Source organism: Streptomyces sp. NPDC033178 (assembly GCF_055577685.1).
Genome location: NZ_JBVIPT010000025.1, coordinates 90,962 through 111,931 on the forward strand (window position 1 = coordinate 90,962; position 20,970 = coordinate 111,931).

Annotated in this window: 16 protein-coding genes; 10 read left to right on the forward strand and 6 right to left on the reverse strand. The window is 70.8% G+C overall.

Annotated features, from left to right (window positions below; translation table 11 throughout):
- Window positions 1–97: 97 nt before the first annotated feature.
- Genes ACZ5VQ_RS43180 through ACZ5VQ_RS43195 form a run of 4 tightly spaced genes read right to left on the reverse strand, consistent with a single transcriptional unit; the run spans window position 98 to window position 5,146 of the window.
- Window positions 98–1,177 carry a hypothetical protein gene (locus ACZ5VQ_RS43180; protein ID WP_469109793.1) on the reverse strand — a complete coding sequence of 360 codons (1,080 nt, stop codon included), beginning with the start codon at window positions 1,175–1,177 and terminating at the stop codon, window positions 98–100.
- On the reverse strand, window positions 1,174–3,075 hold the full coding sequence (locus ACZ5VQ_RS43185; RefSeq protein WP_469109794.1) for a hypothetical protein: 1,902 nt from the start codon (window positions 3,073–3,075) through the stop codon (window positions 1,174–1,176). The genes ACZ5VQ_RS43180 and ACZ5VQ_RS43185 overlap by 4 nt, the downstream gene beginning before the upstream one ends.
- Window positions 3,072–3,791, reverse strand: coding sequence for a toll/interleukin-1 receptor domain-containing protein (locus ACZ5VQ_RS43190; RefSeq protein WP_469109795.1), 720 nt, complete (start codon window positions 3,789–3,791; stop codon window positions 3,072–3,074). The genes ACZ5VQ_RS43185 and ACZ5VQ_RS43190 overlap by 4 nt, the downstream gene beginning before the upstream one ends.
- Before the next feature lie 41 nt (window positions 3,792–3,832).
- Window positions 3,833–5,146 (reverse strand): helix-turn-helix domain-containing protein, encoded by a 1,314-nt coding sequence (locus tag ACZ5VQ_RS43195; protein ID WP_469109796.1) that lies wholly within the window; start codon window positions 5,144–5,146, stop codon window positions 3,833–3,835.
- Window positions 5,147–5,441: 295 nt separating this feature from the next.
- Between ACZ5VQ_RS43195 and ACZ5VQ_RS43200 the strand changes: the two genes are divergently transcribed.
- The gene (locus tag ACZ5VQ_RS43200; RefSeq protein WP_469109797.1) at window positions 5,442–7,610 is read left to right on the forward strand and encodes a primosomal protein N'; all 2,169 of its coding nucleotides are present in this window, start codon (window positions 5,442–5,444) and stop codon (window positions 7,608–7,610) included.
- A 179-nt stretch (window positions 7,611–7,789) separates the two neighbouring features.
- On the opposite strand, the gene ACZ5VQ_RS43205 is transcribed toward ACZ5VQ_RS43200, so the two are convergent.
- On the reverse strand, window positions 7,790–8,341 hold the full coding sequence (locus ACZ5VQ_RS43205) for a hypothetical protein (RefSeq protein ID WP_362084479.1): 552 nt from the start codon (window positions 8,339–8,341) through the stop codon (window positions 7,790–7,792).
- A gap of 306 nt (window positions 8,342–8,647) precedes the next feature.
- On the opposite strand from ACZ5VQ_RS43205, the gene fmt reads away from it, so the two are divergent.
- Both fmt and ACZ5VQ_RS43215 read left to right on the forward strand, forming a co-directional pair.
- Window positions 8,648–9,580 carry a methionyl-tRNA formyltransferase gene (gene fmt, locus ACZ5VQ_RS43210; RefSeq protein ID WP_469109798.1) on the forward strand — a complete coding sequence of 311 codons (933 nt, stop codon included), beginning with the start codon at window positions 8,648–8,650 and terminating at the stop codon, window positions 9,578–9,580.
- 321 nt (window positions 9,581–9,901) lie between these two features.
- A complete protein-coding gene (locus ACZ5VQ_RS43215) occupies window positions 9,902–11,332 on the forward strand; it encodes an RsmB/NOP family class I SAM-dependent RNA methyltransferase (protein WP_469109799.1) in 1,431 nt (476 codons plus the stop codon).
- An 85-nt stretch (window positions 11,333–11,417) separates the two neighbouring features.
- Here ACZ5VQ_RS43215 and ACZ5VQ_RS43220 read toward each other — a convergent pair whose 3' ends face one another.
- Window positions 11,418–13,616, reverse strand: coding sequence for an MMPL family transporter (locus ACZ5VQ_RS43220; RefSeq protein WP_469109800.1), 2,199 nt, complete (start codon window positions 13,614–13,616; stop codon window positions 11,418–11,420).
- A 173-nt stretch (window positions 13,617–13,789) separates the two neighbouring features.
- Between ACZ5VQ_RS43220 and rpe the strand changes: the two genes are divergently transcribed.
- The 7 genes from rpe (at window position 13,790) to ACZ5VQ_RS43255 (ending at window position 20,964) form a co-directional block, all read left to right on the forward strand.
- Entirely contained in the window at window positions 13,790–14,476 is a 687-nt protein-coding gene (rpe, locus tag ACZ5VQ_RS43225) for a ribulose-phosphate 3-epimerase (RefSeq protein ID WP_143635342.1), read from the forward strand.
- A gap of 78 nt (window positions 14,477–14,554) precedes the next feature.
- Window positions 14,555–15,598: a sugar-binding transcriptional regulator gene (locus tag ACZ5VQ_RS43230; protein ID WP_362084492.1), complete on the forward strand. Its 1,044-nt coding sequence runs from the start codon at window positions 14,555–14,557 to the stop codon at window positions 15,596–15,598.
- 443 nt (window positions 15,599–16,041) lie between these two features.
- A complete protein-coding gene (locus tag ACZ5VQ_RS43235; protein ID WP_469109801.1) occupies window positions 16,042–16,374 on the forward strand; it encodes a barstar family protein in 333 nt (110 codons plus the stop codon).
- Window positions 16,375–16,502: 128 nt separating this feature from the next.
- Window positions 16,503–17,945, forward strand: coding sequence for a GuaB1 family IMP dehydrogenase-related protein (locus tag ACZ5VQ_RS43240; RefSeq protein ID WP_469109831.1), 1,443 nt, complete (start codon window positions 16,503–16,505; stop codon window positions 17,943–17,945).
- Window positions 17,946–18,032: 87 nt separating this feature from the next.
- On the forward strand, window positions 18,033–18,557 hold the full coding sequence (locus ACZ5VQ_RS43245; protein ID WP_362084501.1) for a GNAT family N-acetyltransferase: 525 nt from the start codon (window positions 18,033–18,035) through the stop codon (window positions 18,555–18,557).
- Between the two features lie 15 nt (window positions 18,558–18,572).
- A complete protein-coding gene (locus ACZ5VQ_RS43250) occupies window positions 18,573–18,974 on the forward strand; it encodes a hypothetical protein (RefSeq protein ID WP_362084504.1) in 402 nt (133 codons plus the stop codon).
- 523 nt (window positions 18,975–19,497) lie between these two features.
- Window positions 19,498–20,964: an amino acid permease gene (locus ACZ5VQ_RS43255; protein WP_469109802.1), complete on the forward strand. Its 1,467-nt coding sequence runs from the start codon at window positions 19,498–19,500 to the stop codon at window positions 20,962–20,964.
- The last annotated feature ends 6 nt before the right edge of the window (window positions 20,965–20,970 follow it).

Sequence of the window (20,970 nt, forward strand, 5' to 3'; positions counted from 1 at the left end):
ATTGGATGTCGTCGGTCTTTCCTCTCTCCCTCTCCTCCCCCTCCCCTCCCCCCCCCCCCCCCCCCCCCCCCCCCCCCCCCCCCCCCCCCCCCCCGCGTCAGACGTCGCCGTTGTCTCCCACCGAGGCGGGCTTGGCGCCATTGGTGTAAGGCATCGCTGCCTGCCCGAAACGCCGGCGTATCTCCTCCGCGGCCACTGCATCCCGGGACGCGATCGCCATCGCGACCTGGTCGGCGATCAGTGCTCCTTCGTCCTCCCCTGGACGGAACCCCACCCGCCGGAAGAAGTCGGCGAACACGTCCGCTGCGGACGGCACACGGTTCTCGAAGACCGGCATCTCCGGCTCCGGAAGCGGATGTTCGACAGGTTCCGGTGGGAAGGCCTCCGGAACCAGATACCGGAACGGCTCGTCGACCTCGGTGTTGTTCGCTGCCGATGAGAGCCTGGCCAGGAGGCCGATGTCCTGCACGGTCTTCTCCACGTGGTCGTCGTTCTTCGCCAGCCACCACACGACCGCGCTGCCCGTGCTCGTCAGCACGTCGTCTCCGAGATACTCGCGCTTGTTCTGCTCGTACCTGCGTTGGTGTTCCCACACGGCTTCGTCCTTGCGTATGGCCGCCAGCCGGTCGAGTCGCGACTGGTCCTCGTCGGAGAGGGAGAGAACCACGTCGAGGGCCATCGCTTGGACGTGGCTGTCGCGGTCCGGCTCCATCACACCCAACGTCCCGTTGAGCTCGTGCTGGACCAGTGAACTCCTGAAGGGGGCGAGGACCGTCGTGACGGCGCGGGCGCGGGCGAGGACGGCCTCCACAGCCAACGCCCCCGGATTGATCAGCTGGTCGCCCGACACGGGGTCCACAGGACACCAACGCACTCGCGCGGAGAAGAGAAAGTCGTAGTCGGGCAGCTTGCTGGGCAGCGGAACACGGGTCACATGCAGCTCACGTCGTTCGACGACGGGTGGCGCGGGACGCTCGGGCAGGGTGCCGGGTGGGAACGGATCCCGTTGGCGCGCACGGGCCGTGACGACGGAGATCGTCGACCACGCGGCGAGCTGAACGACGACGGCACTGCCCCACGCCCACACGGGCCAGCCCAGATATAGCCCGAGGATGAGGATGAGCAGCGCGCAGATCAGGCTGAGGAAGAGCGAAACCGTCTTCTGGCCGGAACTCATGAGGGGGATACCTCCAGATTGGGCGACTGCCGAGAGAAGTGCGCGGTCTGCGCCCTGTTGATGGTCCGCAGCAGATGGGCGGACAGCGCGGGTGAGACGGTTCGTCGTGCGTCGGCGTAGATGCGACTGAGCACCGGATAGCGGGACGCGGAGGCATCGACCAGGATGTCCAGGGCCGCGCTGGAGAGGTCGCCGTCGCCGACCGCGTCGGCCGTTGCCAGCCAGTGCCGGGCGCAGGGAGCCCAGCGCTCGGGAGTGTGCAGGTCGAAGGCCATCCGCCAGCAGGCTGTGAGCCATTCCCGGGTGGCCGACACGAGGAGGAAGTCGTCCGGCAGGTCCGAGAAGGCGAGGAACAGATCGGCGTCCGGTCGATGGTGAGACGGCTGGGAGGTAGCCAGCCGCCAGAGCAGACGTCGCTGGAGCCTGCTGTCCTGGCTCACAAAGCTCAACAGCGCCTCGCGGGCCATGCCGGGCTGCGGTTCGTTCCGGGCGAGATGGTGAAGCCGTACGAGCGCGGCATCAGGGTGGTGGATCGACATCACCTTCTCGCAGACCTCCACCAACACCTCGCGGAGGTTTCTTGTGGGACGGTTGGCACTCCATTCGCGTGTCAGTCTGCGGAAGTAGCTGCCGAACTCCTCGCTCTCGACGGCCTTTCCGAGCAGATGAGCGGCAGCTTGCACCTCCGTCGCGCGGGAGGCGCCGTCCCGGGTCCAATCAATGACGAACGAGGCGAGATCCTCGGTGTCGCCCGTGCTCAGACACAGCTCCGTGAAGCGGACCACCAGCCGTTCGCGGTCTGTCTCCGTCAGCTCACGGAGCTTCAGGACGTTGCCGAGCCACTCGCCCATGGGAGCTCGTACATCAGGGAGATTGATCCAGAAGTGATGGCGGGTGGCCTGGGCGAAGCCGAGTTCAGGGAAACGCACACAGGTGTCGGTGCCCATCGTGGCGTGAACGTTCGACAGACGGTGCGAGAGACCGCTGCGCTCAAGGAGGGGGCGAGCGTCCTGCTCCGAACCCACCTTCTCCATAAGGACCCTCGTCGCGCGGTGCACGGCCTCGGCCCGGGCGCCGTCCAGCATGGCCGCCGTGAGGAGCAATGCACGTTGCTCGCCCTCCTCCAGCGTCGGGAGCAGGTCTGCCACCTGCTTGTCCCGGTCGGTCAGTGCCGCGACGGCGGCCTCGCACCAGTCCGCGAATGTGCCCTCTTCATGGTCGAAGGCACGAGCCGTCAGGATCAGGTCGGTGAGATGAGCCACCTCGCGCATTGGCGGAAGCGCGTCGAGATGGTCATGCAGCACGTCCCGATGGTCTTGCCAGATCGTGTCCTCCAGACCATTGAGACGCAGGCGGCGGACAACGGCCTCCCAAGCGTTGGGGCGGCCGATCGTCCTGTGGACGAAGTCGGTGAACGGCCGGTCCTCGAACCGGTGCGGCAGCACGACTACGAGAAAGGCGCCCTTCCGCAACAGCTCATGTCGGAAACCTGAAAGCTCCTCGTGGACGGCGTTCCACGCGGCGGCATCCGTCGCAGACAGATCCAGGAGCATGCGGTCCTCCTCACCGATGAGATCGGCGGAGAGCCACGCAGTATTTCCTTTGGGCTGGTCGGGGGCGAGTTCGTGGTACATCCCTCTGCCCGGCGGGAGTTCACGCAGCAGAACTCGGGCCGCCGAGCTCCTGCCGCTGCCCGGTTCGCCGTGCAGGAGAACGGTGTGCTCCGCCGCCAGTACGTCGTATGCGGCGTTGATGCCGTCCGGTCGGGCGAACTGCCTCTGCAGCCGTATGAGCTGATCCTCGGCGACCCGGCGCGGGACAGCGGCAGAGGGTTTCAGGAGGGATTGCTGCGTTGCTCCGAGGACGGTCAGGTACAGGTCCCTGAAACTTTCGCTCACTGCTCGTCGTCCGCATCCTGAGGTACGGCCCCGAAGTTCTGGTGAATGCCGTTCTCGTTGTTGCCTTCGACGTAGTTGGCGCCGGCGCCGGTCTGGCGCACGGTCCGACTGCTGGGGCCGATGTGCACGGTGCCGTGCGCGCCCCTGACGTTGTTGATATCGCCGTTCACGGTCCCCGACTGGACGGACGTCCCGTGGACGTCGTGGGCGGTGTTGTGCACGGCGCCGGAGTTGGGTTCGGCCGGTGTCTGGTTGTCGACCACGGTGAGTTCTGGCACGAGCGTGGCCAGGGTGTCGCCGATCTGCTTGAGGTCGTACTCGTTGTTCTGGTTGTCGTACCGAAGTGTTTGGCAGTCCGCGAGCCGGGCCAACGACTTGGGGAGTTGGTCCTTGGCCGGACGTTCGGTCCTCCGGCCGATCAGAACAGGCACGACCCGTATTTCGCACAGGAGCGCCTCCTGGATCTCCTTGCGTACCCAGTCGCCCTCGCGGCCCAGGGCCGGATGATCAACCCACGCCGGACCGATGAGCGCGAGGAGCACGCCGCTGCGGCGCACGCTGTGGATGAGGTCCTCGTCGAAGAGTGCGCCTGGCTGGATCGACTTGCTGGCGCGGTAGATCCGGTCCGTGCCGAACCGCGTGGACAGGGCGCCCTCGATGGTTGCGGCAGCCTGCTCACTGTCACCGGTCCGGTAGTTGATGAAGACATCAGGCATGACTAAGTGACCCTTCTGGGCTGGGAGTGGCGACACATCGGTCAGTGGGCACGGGGGGCGAGTGCGGCCGCGAGTCGTGGGGCGAGGGCCTGGTGTGCGGGGTGGCGCGGGTGGCGGGAGAGCGTGCGGGAGAGGCGGCGGAGGTCCGTGGTGATCGTTGCTGACGCCATGGAGGCCGTCGTGGTGAGAAGTCCGGCTGTGAGTGCGCAGGCATGGTCCAATTCGCCCGCGATGGCGTGAGCGAGGGCTCGGCGGGTGCCGTAGCGGGCCTGGGTGCGGAGGGCGTGGGCCGGTAGGCGGGCGCATTCGCGGTCGAGGAGGTCGGCGGCCTCGCGGGGCCTTCCCAGATCCAGGAGGCACCAGCCGGTGACCATGGAGACCGGGTCGGTGAGGTGCGTCGGGCCGAGGACGGGGACGAGTGCTGTCGGGACGGCGTCCGCGGCGGCGCGAACGATGAGCTCGCGAGCCAGGTCGAGGTCCCGCATGCAGGCGTCGTAGTCGCCCGCCAGAGCGTAGCCCTGAGCCCTGCGCTGGGCTGCCAGGCCTCGGATGCGGGGTGGGAGCCGATGGCTCAGTGCGCCGTCGGCCAGGGCGATGGTGTCGGCGGACTCGCCTCGGTAGTAGGTGATCAGGGCGCGGCGTACGAGGGCGTACGAGGCAAGGTCGTGGTCGCCGGATGCGTCGGCCAGGGCCACGGCGTGGTTGGTCCAGCGTAGGGCCGCTACCTCGTCTCCCGCTTCCTGCGCCATCCAGCCGGAGAACTCCGCGAAGCGGGCGGAAAGGGCGAGCAGGTCGGTGCCGGTGCGAGAGCCGGTCTGGGCGGCCAGCGTGCGGAGAGCCTTCGTGTGTTCCGCGAGGGCCGGGAGGAGGGGGTCCGGCGGTGACAACTGCGCGATGCGGCGGTACTGGTCGAGCAGGCCGCAATGGGCGCTCAACAGAGTCTCGTCCGAGGACACGACTTCTGGGGGTAAGGGCGAGTGACCCATCGTGCCCACGGTGAGGACGCCCGCGGCGCCTGCGGTCATCATCTGTCGGCGGGAGGGCGGCGGCCACAGGGATAAGACGGGCGGCTGTTCCGGTTCGGCTGTCGGTGACATGGCTCCTGCCTGGTCGAGGGACGAAGAACGAGCGCTGGGGCCGGAGGCGGGGACGAGCGCGGACAGGGTGCCGCCCGTGTCGAGCGCGCTGTCGCACAGCCGCGCGAACTCGGAGCTGGCCCGCTTGTGCCCCGTCTCGATCTTGCTGATCTGGCTCTTGCTGTAGTGCACCGACGACGCGAGCTGTGTCAGGGTCAGCCCAGCGGCCAGCCGACATCGACGCAGCTCGGGCCCGAACACGTGCGGCTGCTCAAGCATGTGAATCTCCTCATGCCGAGGTCCCCCCTGTCTGGCCCGTCGTTGCGCATCAGCGTCTGCCGCGCACGGTGACACGAGCAAGGTGAGGGACGGAGTTTCCCGTTTCCAGTTCTGATACCGGGCCGGAGGCCGGCTCCAACGTCAGCTCGCCGTGGAGTCCAGATCGAGGGTGGAAATGGCTGGTGGGGCGGACTTGTGTGTTCGCCCGGCGGTGATTTCCGGCGAGGTGCGGGCCGGTGGCGGAGGGGATCTCGGGCGCGCAGTGGTGTCAGTTGGGTCTGGTAGGAATGTTGCTGTGAGCAGCGCGGATGGGCGTGGGGAAGGTGGGGCAGAGGGTGCCCCGCCCGAGCAGCTTGCGTTGATTCGGGATGCCGTACGAAAGGCGCCGCGGGCCAAGCCGCGGACCTGGCGGGGGGCCGCGGTCGCCAAGGAGCTGCCCGTGGCGCGGGTGCTCGTCGACAAGGGCGTGCTGCATCTCGATCGGTACTTCGACTATGCCGTGCCCGAAGAGCTCGACGCCGAGGCGCAGCCCGGGGTGCGGGTGCGGGTGCGCTTCGGGGCCGGGCGGCATCGCGTGCGGGAGGGGCGGCGCGAGGGCGGGGGGCTGATCGACGGGTTCCTGATCGAGCGGCTGGCCGAGTCCGACTACTCCGGGCCGCTGGCCGCGCTCGCTCAAGTCGTCTCGCCCGAGCCCGTGTTGAGCGAGGAGTTGCTGGGGCTCGCCCGGGCCGTCGCCGATCGGTACGCGGGGAGTCTGGCCGATGTGCTCCAGCTGGCCGTACCACCGCGCAACGCCAGAGCCGAACAGAAGCCGTCCCCCGAGCCGCTGCCGGTTCCCGAGGCGCCGGAGGTCGGGTCCTGGGCGCGGTACTCGCGGGGGGCCGCCTTTGTCGAGTCACTCGCGGGCGGCGGGACGCCCCGGGCCGTGTGGAACGCGCTGCCGGGGCCCGGCTGGGCCGAGGAGCTGGCGCGGGCCGTGGGGGCGACGCTCGCCTCGGGCCGCGGCGCGCTCGTCGTCGTGCCGGACGGACGGGCCGTCAGCCGGGTCGACGCCGCGCTGACCTCCGTGCTGGGCGAGGGGCAGCATGCCGTGCTCACCGCCGAGGCCGGCCCCGAGAAGCGGTACCGGCAGTGGCTCGCGGTGCGACGTGGGTCCGTACGGGCTGTTGTGGGGACCAGGGCCGCCATGTTCGCGCCCGTGCGGGATCTGGGGCTTGTCGCCATGTGGGACGACGGGGACGGCAGCCACAGCGAGCTGCACGCCCCCCAGCCGCATGCGCGGGAGGTGCTGTTGCTGCGAGCCGCGCACGACAAGTGCGCGTTCCTGCTGGGAAGTTGGAGCTGCACCGTCGAGGCCGCCCAACTCGTGGAGAGCGGCTGGGCCGCTCCGATCGTCGCCGAGCGGGAGCAGGTGCGGGGGGCGGCTCCGCTCGTACGGACCGTGGGGGACGGGGATCTCGCGCGCGACGAGGCGGCGCGCGCCGCACGGCTGCCCACCCTCGCCTGGCGGGTCGTACGGGAGGGGCTGACGCAGGGGCCGGTGCTGGTGCAGGTGCCGCGGCGTGGCTATGTGCCGCGGATGGCCTGTGCGCAGTGCCGGGCGGCGGCTCGGTGCCGGCACTGTGCCGGGCCGTTGGAGGGGCAGGACGCCGGCGGGCTGCGGTGCGGGTGGTGCGGTCGGGACGAAACGGAGTGGCGTTGTCCCGAGTGCGGTGGGTTCCGGCTGCGGGCGCAGGTCGTGGGGGCGCGGCGGACCGCCGAGGAGCTCGGGCGGGCCTTTCCGGCGGTCCCCGTGCGTACGTCGGGGCGCGAGCAGGTCCTGGACACGGTGCCGGGCGCACCCGCGCTGGTCGTCAGCACCCCGGGCGCTGAGCCCGTGGCCGAGGGCGGGTACGCGGCTGCGCTGCTGCTCGACGGCTGGGCGATGCTGGGGCGGCCCGATCTGCGGGCCGGCGAGGACGCGTTGCGGCGGTGGATCGGGGCGGCGGCGCTGGTGCGGGGGCAGCGGGACGGCGGGACCGTGGTGGTCGTCGCCGAGCCGACGCTGCGGCCCGTGCAGGCGCTGGTGCGGTGGGATCCGGTGGGGCACGCCGTCCGTGAGCTGGCCGAGCGCGCCGAGCTGGGCTTTCCGCCCGTGTCGCGGATGGCTGCCGTGTCCGGGACGGCGGAGGCGCTCGCCGGTTTCATGGCCACGGTCGAACTGCCGCGTGAGGCCGAGGTGTTGGGGCCCGTGCCGGTGCCTCCGGCGGACCCCGGGCGGCCACGGCGTGCGGGGGCACCATCGGTGGGCGAGCCGTGGGAGCGGGCGCTGATCAGGGTGCCGCCGGGGAAGGGGGCCGCGTTGGCCTCCGCGTTGAAGAACGCTCAGGCGGCTCGGATGGCGCGTGGGGGGAGCGGTGGCAGTGGGGGCGGCGGGGGGAGTGACGTGGTGCGGATTCGGATCGACCCGCCGGATATCGGGTGACCGTCCGCGCCGTTGCCGTTGCCGTTGCCGTTGCCGTTGCCGTTGCCGTTGCCGTTGCCGTGCCGTGCCGTGCCGTGCCGTGCCGGGTTCGGTGAGGGCGGTCGGGTGTCGGCGGGTGTTCGGGCGGGGATACGGGTCTGCCCCCGAGCTTGGTCGGGGGCAGACAGGTGGGTGGGGCGTCAGCCGTTGCGCGGGCCCGGGAAGGCGCTCGGCCTGATGATGTCCTCGCGGAGCGTGGGGCTGCCCGATGTCGGCTGGGTGGGCATCGGCATCGGCATGGAACGGGCCGCGGGGACCGTGGGAAGGCCGGTGTTGACGGCGACCGTGCGGGAGGAACCCGACGGTTCCGTGGCGCGCTCGGCCTCGGCGGCGGCCTGGGCAGCGGCCCGGCGGGCGCCGTAACGGCGGTGCACCGCCTGTTTGGTGACCCCGAGCGCCGAGCCCACCGCGTCCCACGAGAAGCCCAGTGAGCGGTCGAAGTCCACGGCGGCGGTGACCAGGGTCTCGACGCTGTCCCGCAGCTCCTGGGCGAGACGGACGGTCGGGGCGGGGGCCCGCCCGTAGACGACGAAGCCCGTGGACGGGCCGGAGCGGCGCGGGCGGTAGACGTTGCCCAGCTGGGCTGTCAGCGTGCGCAGTGCGTCCACCTGCCGGCGGACCCGCTCGATGTCCCGCACCAGCAAGTGCAGGCTGGCCCGAGCCTGGGCGTCGTGGGTTGCGTGGTCGGCCATGAACAAGCCTCTCGAACCGGCGTTGAAAAGGACCGGGCCGCGAGTGCGGCCCGTTTTGGTCAACTCTTTCTTGACCAACGCGTTTGAGGGTGAGTAGTCACGCTTATGGGGCGTGGGGGCATATGCGTACGCCCCCGGCGGCTGGGCGTGCGCTCGCCTCGGCCTTCGCCTTCGCCTTCGTCTTCGTCTTCGCCTCGCGACGGGTGGGTCCCGCCCGAACTGCCCGCACCGCTCGCACGGTCCGCGTCGCCCCATAGACTGGTGTGCTGCCCGTCATGAACTCGCCCGAGAGGCCGACTGCCACCCATGAAGCTCGTCTTCGCCGGTACCCCCGAGGTCGCCGTACCCGCTCTGGACGCCCTGATCGCCTCCGGGCGGCATGAGGTGGCCGCCGTCGTCACCCGGCCCGACGCGCCGGCGGGGCGGGGGCGGAGGCTTGTCGCGAGCCCTGTCGCCGAGCGTGCGGAGGAGGCCGGCATCGAGGTGCTGAAGCCGGTGAAGCCGCGGGACGAGGCGTTTCTCGCGCGGCTGCGGGAGATCGCGCCGGACTGCTGCCCCGTGGTGGCCTACGGTGCGTTGCTGCCGCGGGTCGCGCTCGACATCCCCGCCCAGGGCTGGGTCAATCTGCACTTCTCCCTGCTGCCCGCCTGGCGTGGGGCGGCGCCCGTGCAGCACGCGGTCATGGCCGGGGACGAGATCACCGGAGCCTCCACCTTCCTCATCGAGGAGGGGCTCGACTCCGGGCCCGTCTACGGGACCGTCACCGAGGAGGTGCGGCCCACCGACACCAGCGGGGATCTGCTCACGCGGCTCGCCTTCGCGGGAGCGGGGCTGCTTGCCGCGACCATGGACGGGATCGAGGACGGCACGCTGAAGGCCGTGCCGCAGCCGGGGGACGGCGTCACGCTGGCTCCGAAGATCAGCGTCGAGGACGCGCATGTGGACTGGGCCGCGCCCGCGCTTCGCGTCGACCGGATCGTACGCGGGTGTACGCCCGCGCCGGGGGCGTGGACCGTGTTCCGGGGGGAGCGGCTCAAGTTGATCCAGGTTGCGCTTGCTCCCGAGCGGACGGATCTTGCGCCGGGGGCGTTGGGCGTCGGCAAGAACAATGTGTACGTGGGGACCGGGTCGTGTGCCGTTGAGTTGCTGTGGGTGCAGGCTCAGGGGAAGAAGCCGATGCGGGCGGCGGATTGGGCGCGGGGGGTTCGCATCGGGGGTGACGAGGTGGTGGGGGGCTGAGGGTTCGTCTCCGACGGGCGGCTCGGCGCGAGTGGGTGCGCGGGACGGGTGGGCTGTCGGGTGCCGGCCCGGTGGGGCTGGTCGCGCAGTTCCCCGCGCCCCTGAAAGATGCGCAGTTCCCCGCGCCCCCAAAGGTGCGCAGTTCCCCGCGCCCCAGAGGTGCGTCGTTCCCCGCGTCCCCAAAGGTGCGTCGTTCCCCGCGCCCCTGAAGCACGAGCCGTCCGTCCCCCGTGCATGCACGCGTGCCCTGAGAAGGAGCACGACCGTTCCCGCGACGTACGCTGGACCCGTACCTCTTCCACGATCCGGAGCACCTTTTACGTGAACGAGCAGTCCCGTCGGCCCCGGCAGCAGGGCAAGCCGTACCGTCGTCCCAAGAAGGACCCCGTGCGGATGCTTGCCTTCGACGCGTTGCGGGCGGTGGACGAGAGGGACGCGTATGCGAATCTCGTGTTGCCGCCGCTGCTGCGGAAGGCGCGGGAGAAGGGCGACTTCGACGGGCGGGACGCGGCGCTGGCCACGGAGCTGGTGTACGGGACGCTGAGGCGGCAGGGGACGTACGACGCGGTCATCTCCGCGTGTGTCGACCGGCCGCTCCGCGAGGTCGACCCGCCGGTGCTGGATGTGCTGAGCCTCGGTGCGCATCAGTTGCTCGGGACGCGGATCCCGACGCACGCCGCCGTGTCCGCGTCGGTCGAGCTGGCGAGGGTCGTGCTCGGGGACGGGCGGGCGAAGTTCGTCAACGCCGTGCTGCGGAAGATCGCGCAGCGCGATCTCGACGGCTGGCTGGAGCTGGTCGCGCCGCCCTACGACGATGACCCCGAGGACCATCTCGCCGTGGTGCACTCGCATCCACGATGGGTCGTCTCGGCGTTGTGGGACTCACTGGGGGGCGGGCGTGCGGGGATCGAGGATCTCCTCGAAGCCGACAACGAGAGGCCCGAGGTGACCCTCGTGGCCCGCCCGGGGCGCTCCACCGCCGATGAGATCCTCGGCGCGCTCGGGGACGAGAACGCACTTCCGGGACGCTGGTCGCCGTACGCCGTGCGGCTGTCCGAGGGCGGCGAACCGGGCGCCATCGACGCCGTACGCGAAGGGCGTGCGGGCGTGCAGGACGAGGGCAGCCAGCTCGTGGCGCTCGCCCTCGCCAACGCGCCCCTCGACGGACCGGACAAGGCATGGCTCGACGGCTGTGCCGGACCCGGCGGCAAGGCGGCCATGCTCGCCGGCCTCGCCGCGGAGCGCGGGGCCCTGCTGCTCGCCTCCGAGAAGCAACCGCACCGGGCCGGCCTCGTCGCCAAGGCGCTCGCCGGGAACCCGGGGCCCTACCAGGTCATCGCCGCCGACGGGACACGGCCGCCGTGGCGTCCGGGCACGTTCGACCGCGTACTGATGGACGTGCCCTGCACAGGGCTGGGCGCACTGCGTCGTCGTCCCGAGGCCCGCTGGCGGCGGCGCCCCGACGACCTGGACGGATTCGCGCCGTTGCAGCGCGGACTGCTGCGTACGGCGATCGACTCGGTGCGGGTCGGCGGTGTCGTCGGGTATGCCACCTGCTCACCGCACCTCGCGGAGACCCGGGCCGTGGTCGACGATGTGCTCAAGCAGCACGGCGGCTCGGCCGAACTCCTCGACGCCCGCCCGCTCTTCCCGGGCGTACCGGTGCTGGGCGACGGTCCCGACGTACAGCTGTGGCCGCATCTGCACGGGACGGACGCCATGTATCTGGCGCTCATCCGCCGGACCGCCTGAGCCCCAGCTGCCGGGCGGGGCGCGGCCCTTGAGCCACTGACACCGACAGGCCGGACACTGACAGGCCGGACACCGACAGGCCGGTCTACTCCGGTGTGCCTCCCGGCTTCGATGCCGGTTCCGGAGGCCCGGTCCCGGTCCCGGATCCGGTGGCTGTCGGCGGACCCGCCGTGCCCCCGTCCTCGTGGGCCAGCCGGTGCGGCCACCACACCTTCGGGCCGACGTCCAGGAACAGGGACGGCACGAGCACCGAGCGCACGATGAACGTGTCGAGCAGTACGCCCAGCGCGACCGCGAAGCCGATCTCGGCGAAGGCGACCATGGGGAGCGTGCCGAGGGCGGCGAAGGTTCCGGCGAGGACCAGGCCCGCCGAGGTGATGACCGCGCCGGTGGTGGCCAGGCCCGTCACCACGCCCTTGCGGGTGCTCTGGCGTCCTGCCTCCTCGCGGATGCGGGTGGTCAGGAAGATGTTGTAGTCGATACCCAGGGCGACCAGGAACACGAAGACGAACAGGGGGAAGTCCGTCGACTCGCCCGCGTAGTCGAAGATGTGGCGGAACGCGAGCGCACTGATCCCCAGCGCCGCGGCGAAGGACAGCACCACCGTGCCGATCAGCAGCAGCGGGGCGATCAGGGCGCGGAGCACGGCGCACAGGATCAGCAGGACCACGATGAGCACCAACGGGATGATCAGGATGTTGTCGTGGGTCGTCGCCTTGTCCATGTCGAGCAGTGAGGCCGTGCCGCCGCCCACCTGCGCGTCGGCGTCGGGTACTTCGTGCACGGCGTCCCGCACCCGCTCCACCGTCTGTTTCGCGGCCTCGCTGTCCGCGGGGGCGGTGATGGTGGCCTCGAAGAGGACCTTGCCCTCGAACTCGGGTTTCGTGCCCGGTGGCAGGCCGAGGGATTCCGGTACGACACCGCGGGTGGCCGCGACCGCCTGGCCGACCTCCTCGGCCTGGGCGCGGTCGCTGACGATGACGAGCGGATCGCCGCTGCCCGCGGGGAAGTAACGCGCGGACACCTCCTGGCCGACGATCGAGTCGGGTTTGCCGGTGAAGGCGTCGGCGTTGCTGATGCCCTCCGCGCGCAGCTGGATCAGGCCCAGCGAGAGCAGCGCGAGCGCCGCCGCCGTGACGCCCCAGATCAGCCGCGGGCGGTGGGTGATGCGGTTGCCCATCCGCGCCCAGACACCGCGCTCGGTCGGATCGGCCGAGCCGAAGTGCGGGATCACCGGCCAGAAGATCCAGCGGCCGAAGATCACCAGCAGGGCGGGGAAGAGGGTCATCATCGCGGCCAGTGCCACGGCGACGCCGATGGCCGCGACCGGTCCGAGGCCGCGCGTCGAGTTCATCTCGGCGGCGAGCAGCACCAGCATGCTCAGCACGACGGTCGCGCCGGACGCGAGCACCGCCGGGCCCGCCCGGTGCAGGGCGAGCGCCATCGCCTCGTGGCGGTCCTCGTGGCGGCGCAGTTCCTCCCGGTAGCGGGCCACCAGGAGCAGGGCGTAGTCGGTCCCCGCGCCGAAGACGAGGACGGTGAGAATGCCCGCGCTCTGGCCGTTGACGGTCAGGCCCGCGTGCTCGGCGAGGAAGTAGATCACCGCCTGCGCGGTGAACAGTGCGGCGACCACGCCGAGCAGCGGGACCAGCAGCAGGGTGGGACTGCGATAGGTCAGCAGCAGCATCACGATGACGACGGCCATCGCCGAGAACAGCAGTGTGGAGTCGATGCCCTCGAAGGCCTCGGAGAAGTCCGCGGACGTACCGCCCGGGCCCGTCACATGGACGGCGAGCCCGTCGCCGCCCTTGCCGGTCACGTCACGGATCGAGTCGACGGCGGGCGAGATCTCCTCCCAGCCCTTCTCGTCCATCCTGATGGGGACGAGGATCTGGGCCGCACGCGGATCGGTCTGCCGGTCGAAGACCGGGCCCCGGGTCTCCGCCCCGAGGATGCCGTGCGCACGCAGCTCCTTGATCTGGCGCGCGTCCTCGGCGATCTCCGCCCGTTCCTCGGCCGTCAGGCCGCTCTCGCGGGCGTACACGACCACCGCGGGGATCTGTTCCGGCCTGAAGTCCTCGGAAATCTCCAGGACTTGGGTGGACTCGGCGGATCCGGGCAGCCAGGACGCCGCGTCGTTGTCCTGCGCGTCGGTGAGTTTCGAGGCGAAGGGCGCGGTCAGGAACAGCAGCACCAGCCACAGTCCGACCACGATCCATTTGCTGCGTCGGCCGCACACCAGCCAGCCGATCCCGCGTCCCTGCTTCCCCTGTGCGTCCGTCATGGCGACCCCCGTAGCCGCGTGTGGAGCTGGTGGGCCGACAAGGATGGCACGGGCCGCAAGGCAGGTGCAGTCCCTCGGCAGGATTGGTATATACCGACCGGTTCGGTACGAGGACCGCGGAGACCTCGACGACCGGGGAGAACAACCGGCGCCGGGCATGGCAGGCTTAACGCATGGCCGCGCAGATCAACCCCAGCATCCTGTCCGCCGACTTCGCCCGCCTTGCCGAGGAGGCAAAGGCGGTGGAAGGGGCTGACTGGCTCCATGTCGACGTGATGGACAACCATTTCGTCCCGAACCTCACGCTGGGTGTGCCGGTCGTAGAGTCTCTGGCGCGTGCTACGGACACGCCGCTGGACTGCCATCTGATGATCGAGGACGCCGATCGATGGGCGCCGCAGTACGTAGAAGCGGGTGCCGGTTCCGTCACCTTCCATGTCGAGGCGGCCGCCGCACCCGTGCGGCTCGCCCGCGAGATCCGGGCCAAGGGCGCCCGGGCCTCCATGGCCCTGCGGCCCGCGACTCCCATCGAGCCGTACGAGGATCTGCTCCCCGAGCTCGACATGTTGCTGATCATGACCGTCGAGCCGGGCTTCGGAGGCCAGGCTTTTCTCGACATCATGCTGCCGAAGATCCGCCGCACCCGCGAGTTGATCAACAAGCACGGTCTTGAGCTGTGGCTGCAGGTCGACGGCGGGGTCTCGGCCTCCACCATCGAGCGTTGCGCCGAGGCGGGCGCCGACGTCTTCGTCGCCGGTTCGGCGGTGTACGGGGCGGCCGACCCCGCCCAGGCGGTACGTGCATTGCGCACGCAGGCGGAGGAGGCGACGGCCCAGGCAGCATGGGCATGCGACCACTGAGCCAAGGGAACGTGAACGCCGCCCCTCAGGGCTGATCAAGTACGCCGGATCTGCAAGGATGAACGGCGAATCCAGAGTGTGAACAGCAGTGAGGAGATCGCCGTGTCGGGTATGTCGGCGGGCCGGTCGGCCATGCGGATGGGACCCGCTGAGCTGGTGCAGGCGGCGGCCATGGCCCGCCGTTTCTACCTGGAGGGCAAGTCCAAGATCCAGATCGCCGAGGAGTTCGGCGTCAGCCGCTTCAAGGTGGCCCGGGTCCTGGAAACCGCTCTCGAACGGGATCTCGTGAGGATCGAGATCCGCGTCCCCGCCGAGCTGGACGCGGAGCGCTCGGACGCGCTGCGCGCCCGCTACGGCCTGCGGCACGCCGTCGTCGTCGAGTCACCGGCCGAGGCCGAGGAGTCGCCCGACCCGGAGAACCTCGGTGAGGTCGCCGCCGACCTGCTCGGTGAACTCGTCGCCGAGGGCGATGTGCTCGGCCTCGCCTGGGGCCGCTCCACCATCCACATGGCGGCCGCGCTCGACCGGCTGCCGCCGTGCACGGTGGTGCAGCTGACGGGTGTCTACGACGCCGGGACGGCCGAGCGCGGCTCGGTCGAGGCGGTCCGCAGGGCCGCCCAGGTCTCCGGCGGGGACGCCCATCCCATCTACGCGCCGATGCTGCTGCCGGACGTGGCCACCGCGGCGGCGCTGCGCAGCCAGACGGGGATCGCCCGCGCCTTCGAGTACTTCGACAAGGTCACCGTCGCCTGTGTGTCGATCGGCTCCTGGGAGGCGGGCATCTCGACGGTGCACGACATGCTCACCGAGGAGGAGCGCGCCCACTACGCCACCCTCGGTGTGGCCGCCGAGATGTCCGCGCACCTCTTCGACTCCGAGGGACGTCGCGTGGGCCGGGACCTGGGCGAGCGGTGCATCACCGTCGAGGCCGACCGGCTGCGGCGGATCCCCGAGGTCGTCGCGATCGCCGGCGGCCAGCGCAAGGCCGCCGCCATCGACGCGGTACTGCGCTCCGGCCTCGTCACCAGCCTGGTGACGGACACGGCGGCCGCGGACTACCTGATGACGGCGGGCCCGACCCCCCGCCCCGCCCTGAACCGGGCGGACCCGGACGGGCCCTGAGCCCGCAACGCTCCGACGGCGGCTCGGCGACGCGCCGCGTGGGGACGGCTGTGGCAGCATCGGCGACATGCTGCTCCGGTCCGTCCCCCGCCTGTTTTCCGTGCTGTTGGTCTGACTGGTGGCCGTGTCGGCCGGCTGTTCGTAGACGTCGACGAACATCGGGGCGGTCGCACCGGCCTCGGCCCCCACGTGGGTCCACGCGGTCGGGTAAGGTCACTGCTGTGCGTTGCGAGAACCAAGCGCGTACACCGTGTTGATCGAGAATCAAGACAGCACACGCACCTCCAAGCTTTGCGGTACAAACCGGGCTGGTTTCAACCCGGCTGGTGTCGATCGTGGAAGACCTGTCGGGTCGCTGACCCGCAGGCGGCGTGAGCCAGGAATCCCCTGCTACAGCTGGGGGAGGATTCAATACAACTCGTTCAGGGCGGGGCGGTGCTGAGATGACGCACGACGTGGCGGGCCGCCACCTGGTCGCGCTCGACCTCGACGGTGTCGCGGACAAGGCGGGCCTCATGGAGCGCTGTGTGAGCGCCCTGGAACTGCCGGACTGGTTCGGGCGCAACTGGGACGCGCTCGCCGACAGCCTCGGCGACTCCTCCGTCTGGCCCTCGCCCGCCGTGGAGAAGGGGCTGCTCGTCGTCGTCACCGGCTGGCAGCCGTACGCGAAGGCGCGGCCCGACGAGTGGGAGATCGCGCGGGACGTGTTCTCCCGGGCGACGGACGGCACCCCGGCGCTCACCGTGGCGCTGGCGCTTGGAGCATCGCACCAGTAGCCCCCTGACCGGCCTGGACGATCGGTCAGGGGCGTGCATACCCGTCGACATGGGACAATGAAGTACGTGCTCTTCCCTCGGGCTGTCCTGTTCGGGGGCCACCTCTGAACGACTGGGATGTGCAGCACGTGCGTTTCCTCAACGACATCCAGCCCGCGTACGACCTGACGTACGACGACGTCTTCATGGTGCCCAGCCGCTCCGCGGTCGGTTCACGGCAGGGCGTCGACCTGGCTTCGCCGGACGGCAGCGGGACCACGATTCCACTGGTGGTCGCCAACATGACGGCCATCGCGGGCCGCCGGATGGCCGAGACGCTGGCCCGCCGGGGCGGGCTCGTCGTCATTCCGCAGGACATCCCGATCGAGGTCGTCACCGAGGTCGTCTCCTGGGTCAAGAGCCGTCATCTCGTCCTGGACACCCCGATCGTGCTGGCCCCGCACCAGACGGTCGCCGACGCGCTGTCCCTGCTGCCGAAGCGCGCGCACAACGCCGGTGTCGTGGTGGACGGCGAGGGCAGGCCGGTCGGCGTGGTCACCGACGCCGACCTGAGCGGCGTCGACCGTTTCACGCAGCTGTCCGAGGTCATGTCCCGGGACCTGCTGCTGCTCGACGCGGACATCGAGCCGGGCGAGGCGTTCAACAGGCTCGACCACGCGAACCGCCGGTACGCGCCCGCCGTGGACAAGGACGGCCGCCTCGCCGGCATCCTCACCCGCAAGGGCGCCCTGCGCGCCACGCTCTACACGCCGGCCACCGACGCGGACGGCAGGCTGCGCATCGCGGCCGCCGTCGGTATCAACGGCGATGTCGCGGGCAAGGCCAAGCAGCTCCTCGCGGCCGGCGTGGACACGCTCGTCGTGGACACCGCGCACGGCCACCAGGAGTCGATGATCGCCGCGGTCAAGGCGGTCCGGGGGCTCGACCCCCAGGTGCCGATCGTCGCGGGCAACATCGTCGCCGCCGAGGGTGTACGCGACCTCATCGAGGCCGGCGCGGACATCATCAAGGTCGGTGTCGGACCCGGCGCCATGTGCACCACGCGCATGATGACCGGTGTGGGCCGCCCGCAGTTCTCGGCCGTGCTCGAATGCGCCGCCGAGGCGAAGAAGTTCGGCAAGCACGTATGGGCCGACGGCGGGGTGCGCCACCCGCGCGACGTCGCCATGGCGCTGGCCGCGGGCGCGTCGAACGTCATGATCGGCTCCTGGTTCGCCGGTACGTACGAGTCGCCGGGCGACCTCCAGCACGACGCCAACGGGCGTCCCTACAAGGAGTCGTTCGGCATGGCGTCCGCGCGCGCGGTGCGCAACCGCACGTCGGAGGAGTCCGCGTACGACCGTGCCCGCAAGGCCCTGTTCGAGGAGGGCATCTCGACCTCCCGGATGTTCCTCGACCCGACTCGGCCGGGCGTCGAGGACCTGATCGACTCGATCATCGCGGGCGTCCGTTCCTCCTGCACCTACGCCGGTGCCAACTCCCTTGAGGAGTTCGCCGAGCGGGCCGTCGTCGGCATCCAGAGCGCGGCGGGCTACGCGGAGGGCGAGCCGCTGCACGCCAGCTGGAGCTGACGCAACTCCCTTCCGTACGGCCCCTGTTGTCCCGCATGCCGAAACGCGGGGGCCGCACGGCTTTCAGTTGTCGCTAGGGTCGGGCGGATGAGGATCGACGTCTGCCGGGCCGAGGACATCGCGGTGCTGGAGCGGTTCATGCCCTCGCACAGCGTGGACGGGAGTCACGGGGCGCGGTTCGCGCGGCAGGAGGCGGGTGACAGCAGCTATCTGATCCCCTGGCTCGACGGACTGCCCGTCGGCCACGCGGAGGTCCGCTGGACCGGTTGCGAGGCTCCCGAGGTGCGGGCGGCCCGGCCGGGCTGTCCCGAGCTCAACGGGCTGTTCGTCTGGCCCGCGTCGCTCCGCTCGCGGGGTATCGGAACGGCATTGGTGCGTGCCGCCGAGGAACAGGCCCTCGCCCGCGGCACCGGGCTCATGGGGCTCGGCGTGGGCGACGACAACCCGTCGGCCGCGCGGCTCTACGCACGGCTCGGCTACCGGCCCACCGTGTCGTACGTCGACCGCTGGGCGTATCTCGACGTGGACGGTGTGCGCCAGGAGTGCGCCGACCCCTGCGTCTTCCTCGTCAAGGATCTGTCGTCAGGCCCTCTTGACGTCAAGCCTGCCTGACGAGACGGTAGCGTCATGACGACACCGCAGAGCATCGAGCCCCAGTACACGCTGCGGACGGCCGTGGCCCGTCTCGACGAGCTGCGCGTGCGTGAGTCGCTGGCCGGGGCGGGGAGCGACGAGGAGGCCCTCGACCGGGGCGAGCTGCTCGAACTGCTCGCGCTGAGCGAGGTGGTGGCTCGCAAGGCCGCGTACGGGCGCCAGTTGAGCGTGCGCGCGGCGCGCCGGGCCGGGGCGTCCTGGTCGCAGATCGGGGCGGCCATGGGCACCAGCAAGCAGGCCGCCTGGGAGGCCCACAACCGGTGGATCGATGAGCAGGCGGCGGTCCATGCCCATGGGCGGCCCGGGCAGCTGGGCTTCGACGAGGACGACGTGGCCGAGGCGCGGGCCATCGCGGGGGAGCCGGACGGGGCCTGAGCGGGCGGCCCAGGGGGCCTGTCCTGCGACAGGGGGACGTCCTGTGGGAGTGGCTTCCTGGTCTTCCCTGCGGTCGGGCGGGGCGCCGGTAGGAGCGGCCTCCCGGGTCTGTGCGGTGGTCGGGTGGCGGACCTGTGCGAAGGGCGGAGGGACGTCCTGCGCGAGTGGCTTCCGGGTCTGCCCCACGGTCGGGCGGCGGGCCGACACGAGCGGCCTCCCGGGCCTGTGCGGCGGTCGGGCGAAGGGCCTCGGTGGCGGCCGGACGGCCGGGCCGCGCCCGGCCGGGCGGCGGCGCCCGCGCAACGGTCGAAAGGCCCCGCGCAACGAACACGCGCCTGTCCGCGATCAACGCAACGATCTTGCGGAGGCGCGCAAGGTTGCTGCATTACGGCTGGAAAGGCTGTCCTCGTAGAGTCATGCGCTGAACGTAGTGTGGCGGGGACCCCGTGCACGGTGGTCCCCTTCCTCCGGACTGCCGTGGGGCCGCGCCGCCCTGACCGGCAGCGATGAAGGAGCCAGCCGCGTGCTCGACCACGGCGCACCCCCGCAGTCCCGCAGTCACCCCACCCCCGAGCCCCCGGGAGCCGGCGCCCGCCTGATGCGCCGCAAGCCCGTGGAGAGCCTGGTCGCGGAGGGTGGCCAGGGCGAGGGCGGCACTCTGCGGCGCTCCCTCGGCCTCTGGCAGCTGACGATGATCAGCATCGGCGCCACGCTCGGCACCGGCATCTTCGTGGTGCTCGGCGAGGCCGTCCCCAAGGCCGGCCCCGCCGTCACCGTCTCCTTCGTGATCGCCGGTCTCACGGCCCTCTTCTCCGCCCTCTCGTACGCCGAACTGGCGGGCACCATCCCGGTCGCCGGGTCCTCGTACTCGTATGCGTACGCAACCATGGGCGAGCTCATCGCGTGGATCTGCGGCTGGTGTCTGGTCCTGGAGTACGGCGTCTCCGTCGCGGCCGTCGCCGTCGGCTGGGGCGAGTACCTGAACGAGCTGCTCGACGGCACGATCGGCGTCACCATTCCGGACGCGCTCTCCGCGCCGCCCGGTGACGGGGGCGTCTTCAATCTGCCCGCGCTCATCGTCGTACTGCTCGCCATGGCGTTCCTGCTCGGCGGCGCCCGCGAGTCCGCGCGCGCCAACACCGTCATGGTCGTCGTGAAGATTGCCGCGCTGCTGCTGTTCTGCGCGATCGGCATCCAGGGCTTCCGCTCCGGCAACTACGAGAACTTCATGCCGCTCGGCATGGCGGGCGTCAGCGCCGCCGGAGCGACCCTCTTCTTCTCGTACATCGGTTTCGACGCAGCCTCCACGGCGGGCGAGGAGGCCAAGAACGCCCAGCGCGACCTGCCCCGCGCCATCATGCTCTCCCTGATCATCGTGACCGCGCTGTACGTGCTCGTCGCGGCCGTCGCCGTCGGCGCGAAGCCCTGGCAGGGCTTCACCGGCTCGGAGGCCGCGCTCGCCGGGATCATGAAGGACGTCACCGGGGACGCCTTCTGGGGCACGCTGCTCGCGGCCGGCGCGGTCATCGCGATCGCGAGCGTCGTGCTGACCGTGCTCTACGGGCAGACCCGCATCCTCTTCGCCATGTCCCGCGACGGCCTCGTACCCAAGGTCTTCTCGCGCGTCCACCCGAAGACCGGTACGCCCCGCGTCAACACGGTCATCGTGTCGCTGTTCTGCGGTGTCCTCGCCGCCGCGATTCCGCTCGGGCAGCTCGCCGACGCGACCAGCATCGGCACGCTGTTCGCTTTCGCGCTGGTCAATGTGGCCGTCGTGGTGCTGCGGCGTACGCGGCCCGAGATGCCCCGTACGTTCCGGGTGCCGCTGTCGCCGGTGATGCCCGCGCTGGGCTTCGCCTTCTGTGTGTGGATGATGGGCAGCCTCGACACCGTGACCTGGGTCGTCTTCGGGGTCTGGATGGCCGTCGGGCTCGTGTTCTACTTCAGTTACGGCTATCGCCGCTCCCGTCTCGCCACTCCAGAGAAGTGATCCACC

Coding starts and splice junctions, on each gene's coding strand:
- ACZ5VQ_RS43180 (WP_469109793.1), bottom strand. CDS start 1,177: ATGAGTTCCGGCCAGAAGACGGTTTCGCTCTTCCTCAGCCTGATCTGC.
- ACZ5VQ_RS43190 (WP_469109795.1), bottom strand. CDS start 3,791: ATGCCTGATGTCTTCATCAACTACCGGACCGGTGACAGTGAGCAGGCT.
- ACZ5VQ_RS43195 (WP_469109796.1), bottom strand. CDS start 5,146: ATGCTTGAGCAGCCGCACGTGTTCGGGCCCGAGCTGCGTCGATGTCGG.
- ACZ5VQ_RS43205 (WP_362084479.1), bottom strand. CDS start 8,341: ATGGCCGACCACGCAACCCACGACGCCCAGGCTCGGGCCAGCCTGCAC.
- fmt (WP_469109798.1), top strand. CDS start 8,648: ATGAAGCTCGTCTTCGCCGGTACCCCCGAGGTCGCCGTACCCGCTCTG.
- ACZ5VQ_RS43220 (WP_469109800.1), bottom strand. CDS start 13,616: ATGACGGACGCACAGGGGAAGCAGGGACGCGGGATCGGCTGGCTGGTG.
- rpe (WP_143635342.1), top strand. CDS start 13,790: ATGGCCGCGCAGATCAACCCCAGCATCCTGTCCGCCGACTTCGCCCGC.
- ACZ5VQ_RS43235 (WP_469109801.1), top strand. CDS start 16,042: ATGACGCACGACGTGGCGGGCCGCCACCTGGTCGCGCTCGACCTCGAC.
- ACZ5VQ_RS43245 (WP_362084501.1), top strand. CDS start 18,033: ATGAGGATCGACGTCTGCCGGGCCGAGGACATCGCGGTGCTGGAGCGG.
- ACZ5VQ_RS43250 (WP_362084504.1), top strand. CDS start 18,573: ATGACGACACCGCAGAGCATCGAGCCCCAGTACACGCTGCGGACGGCC.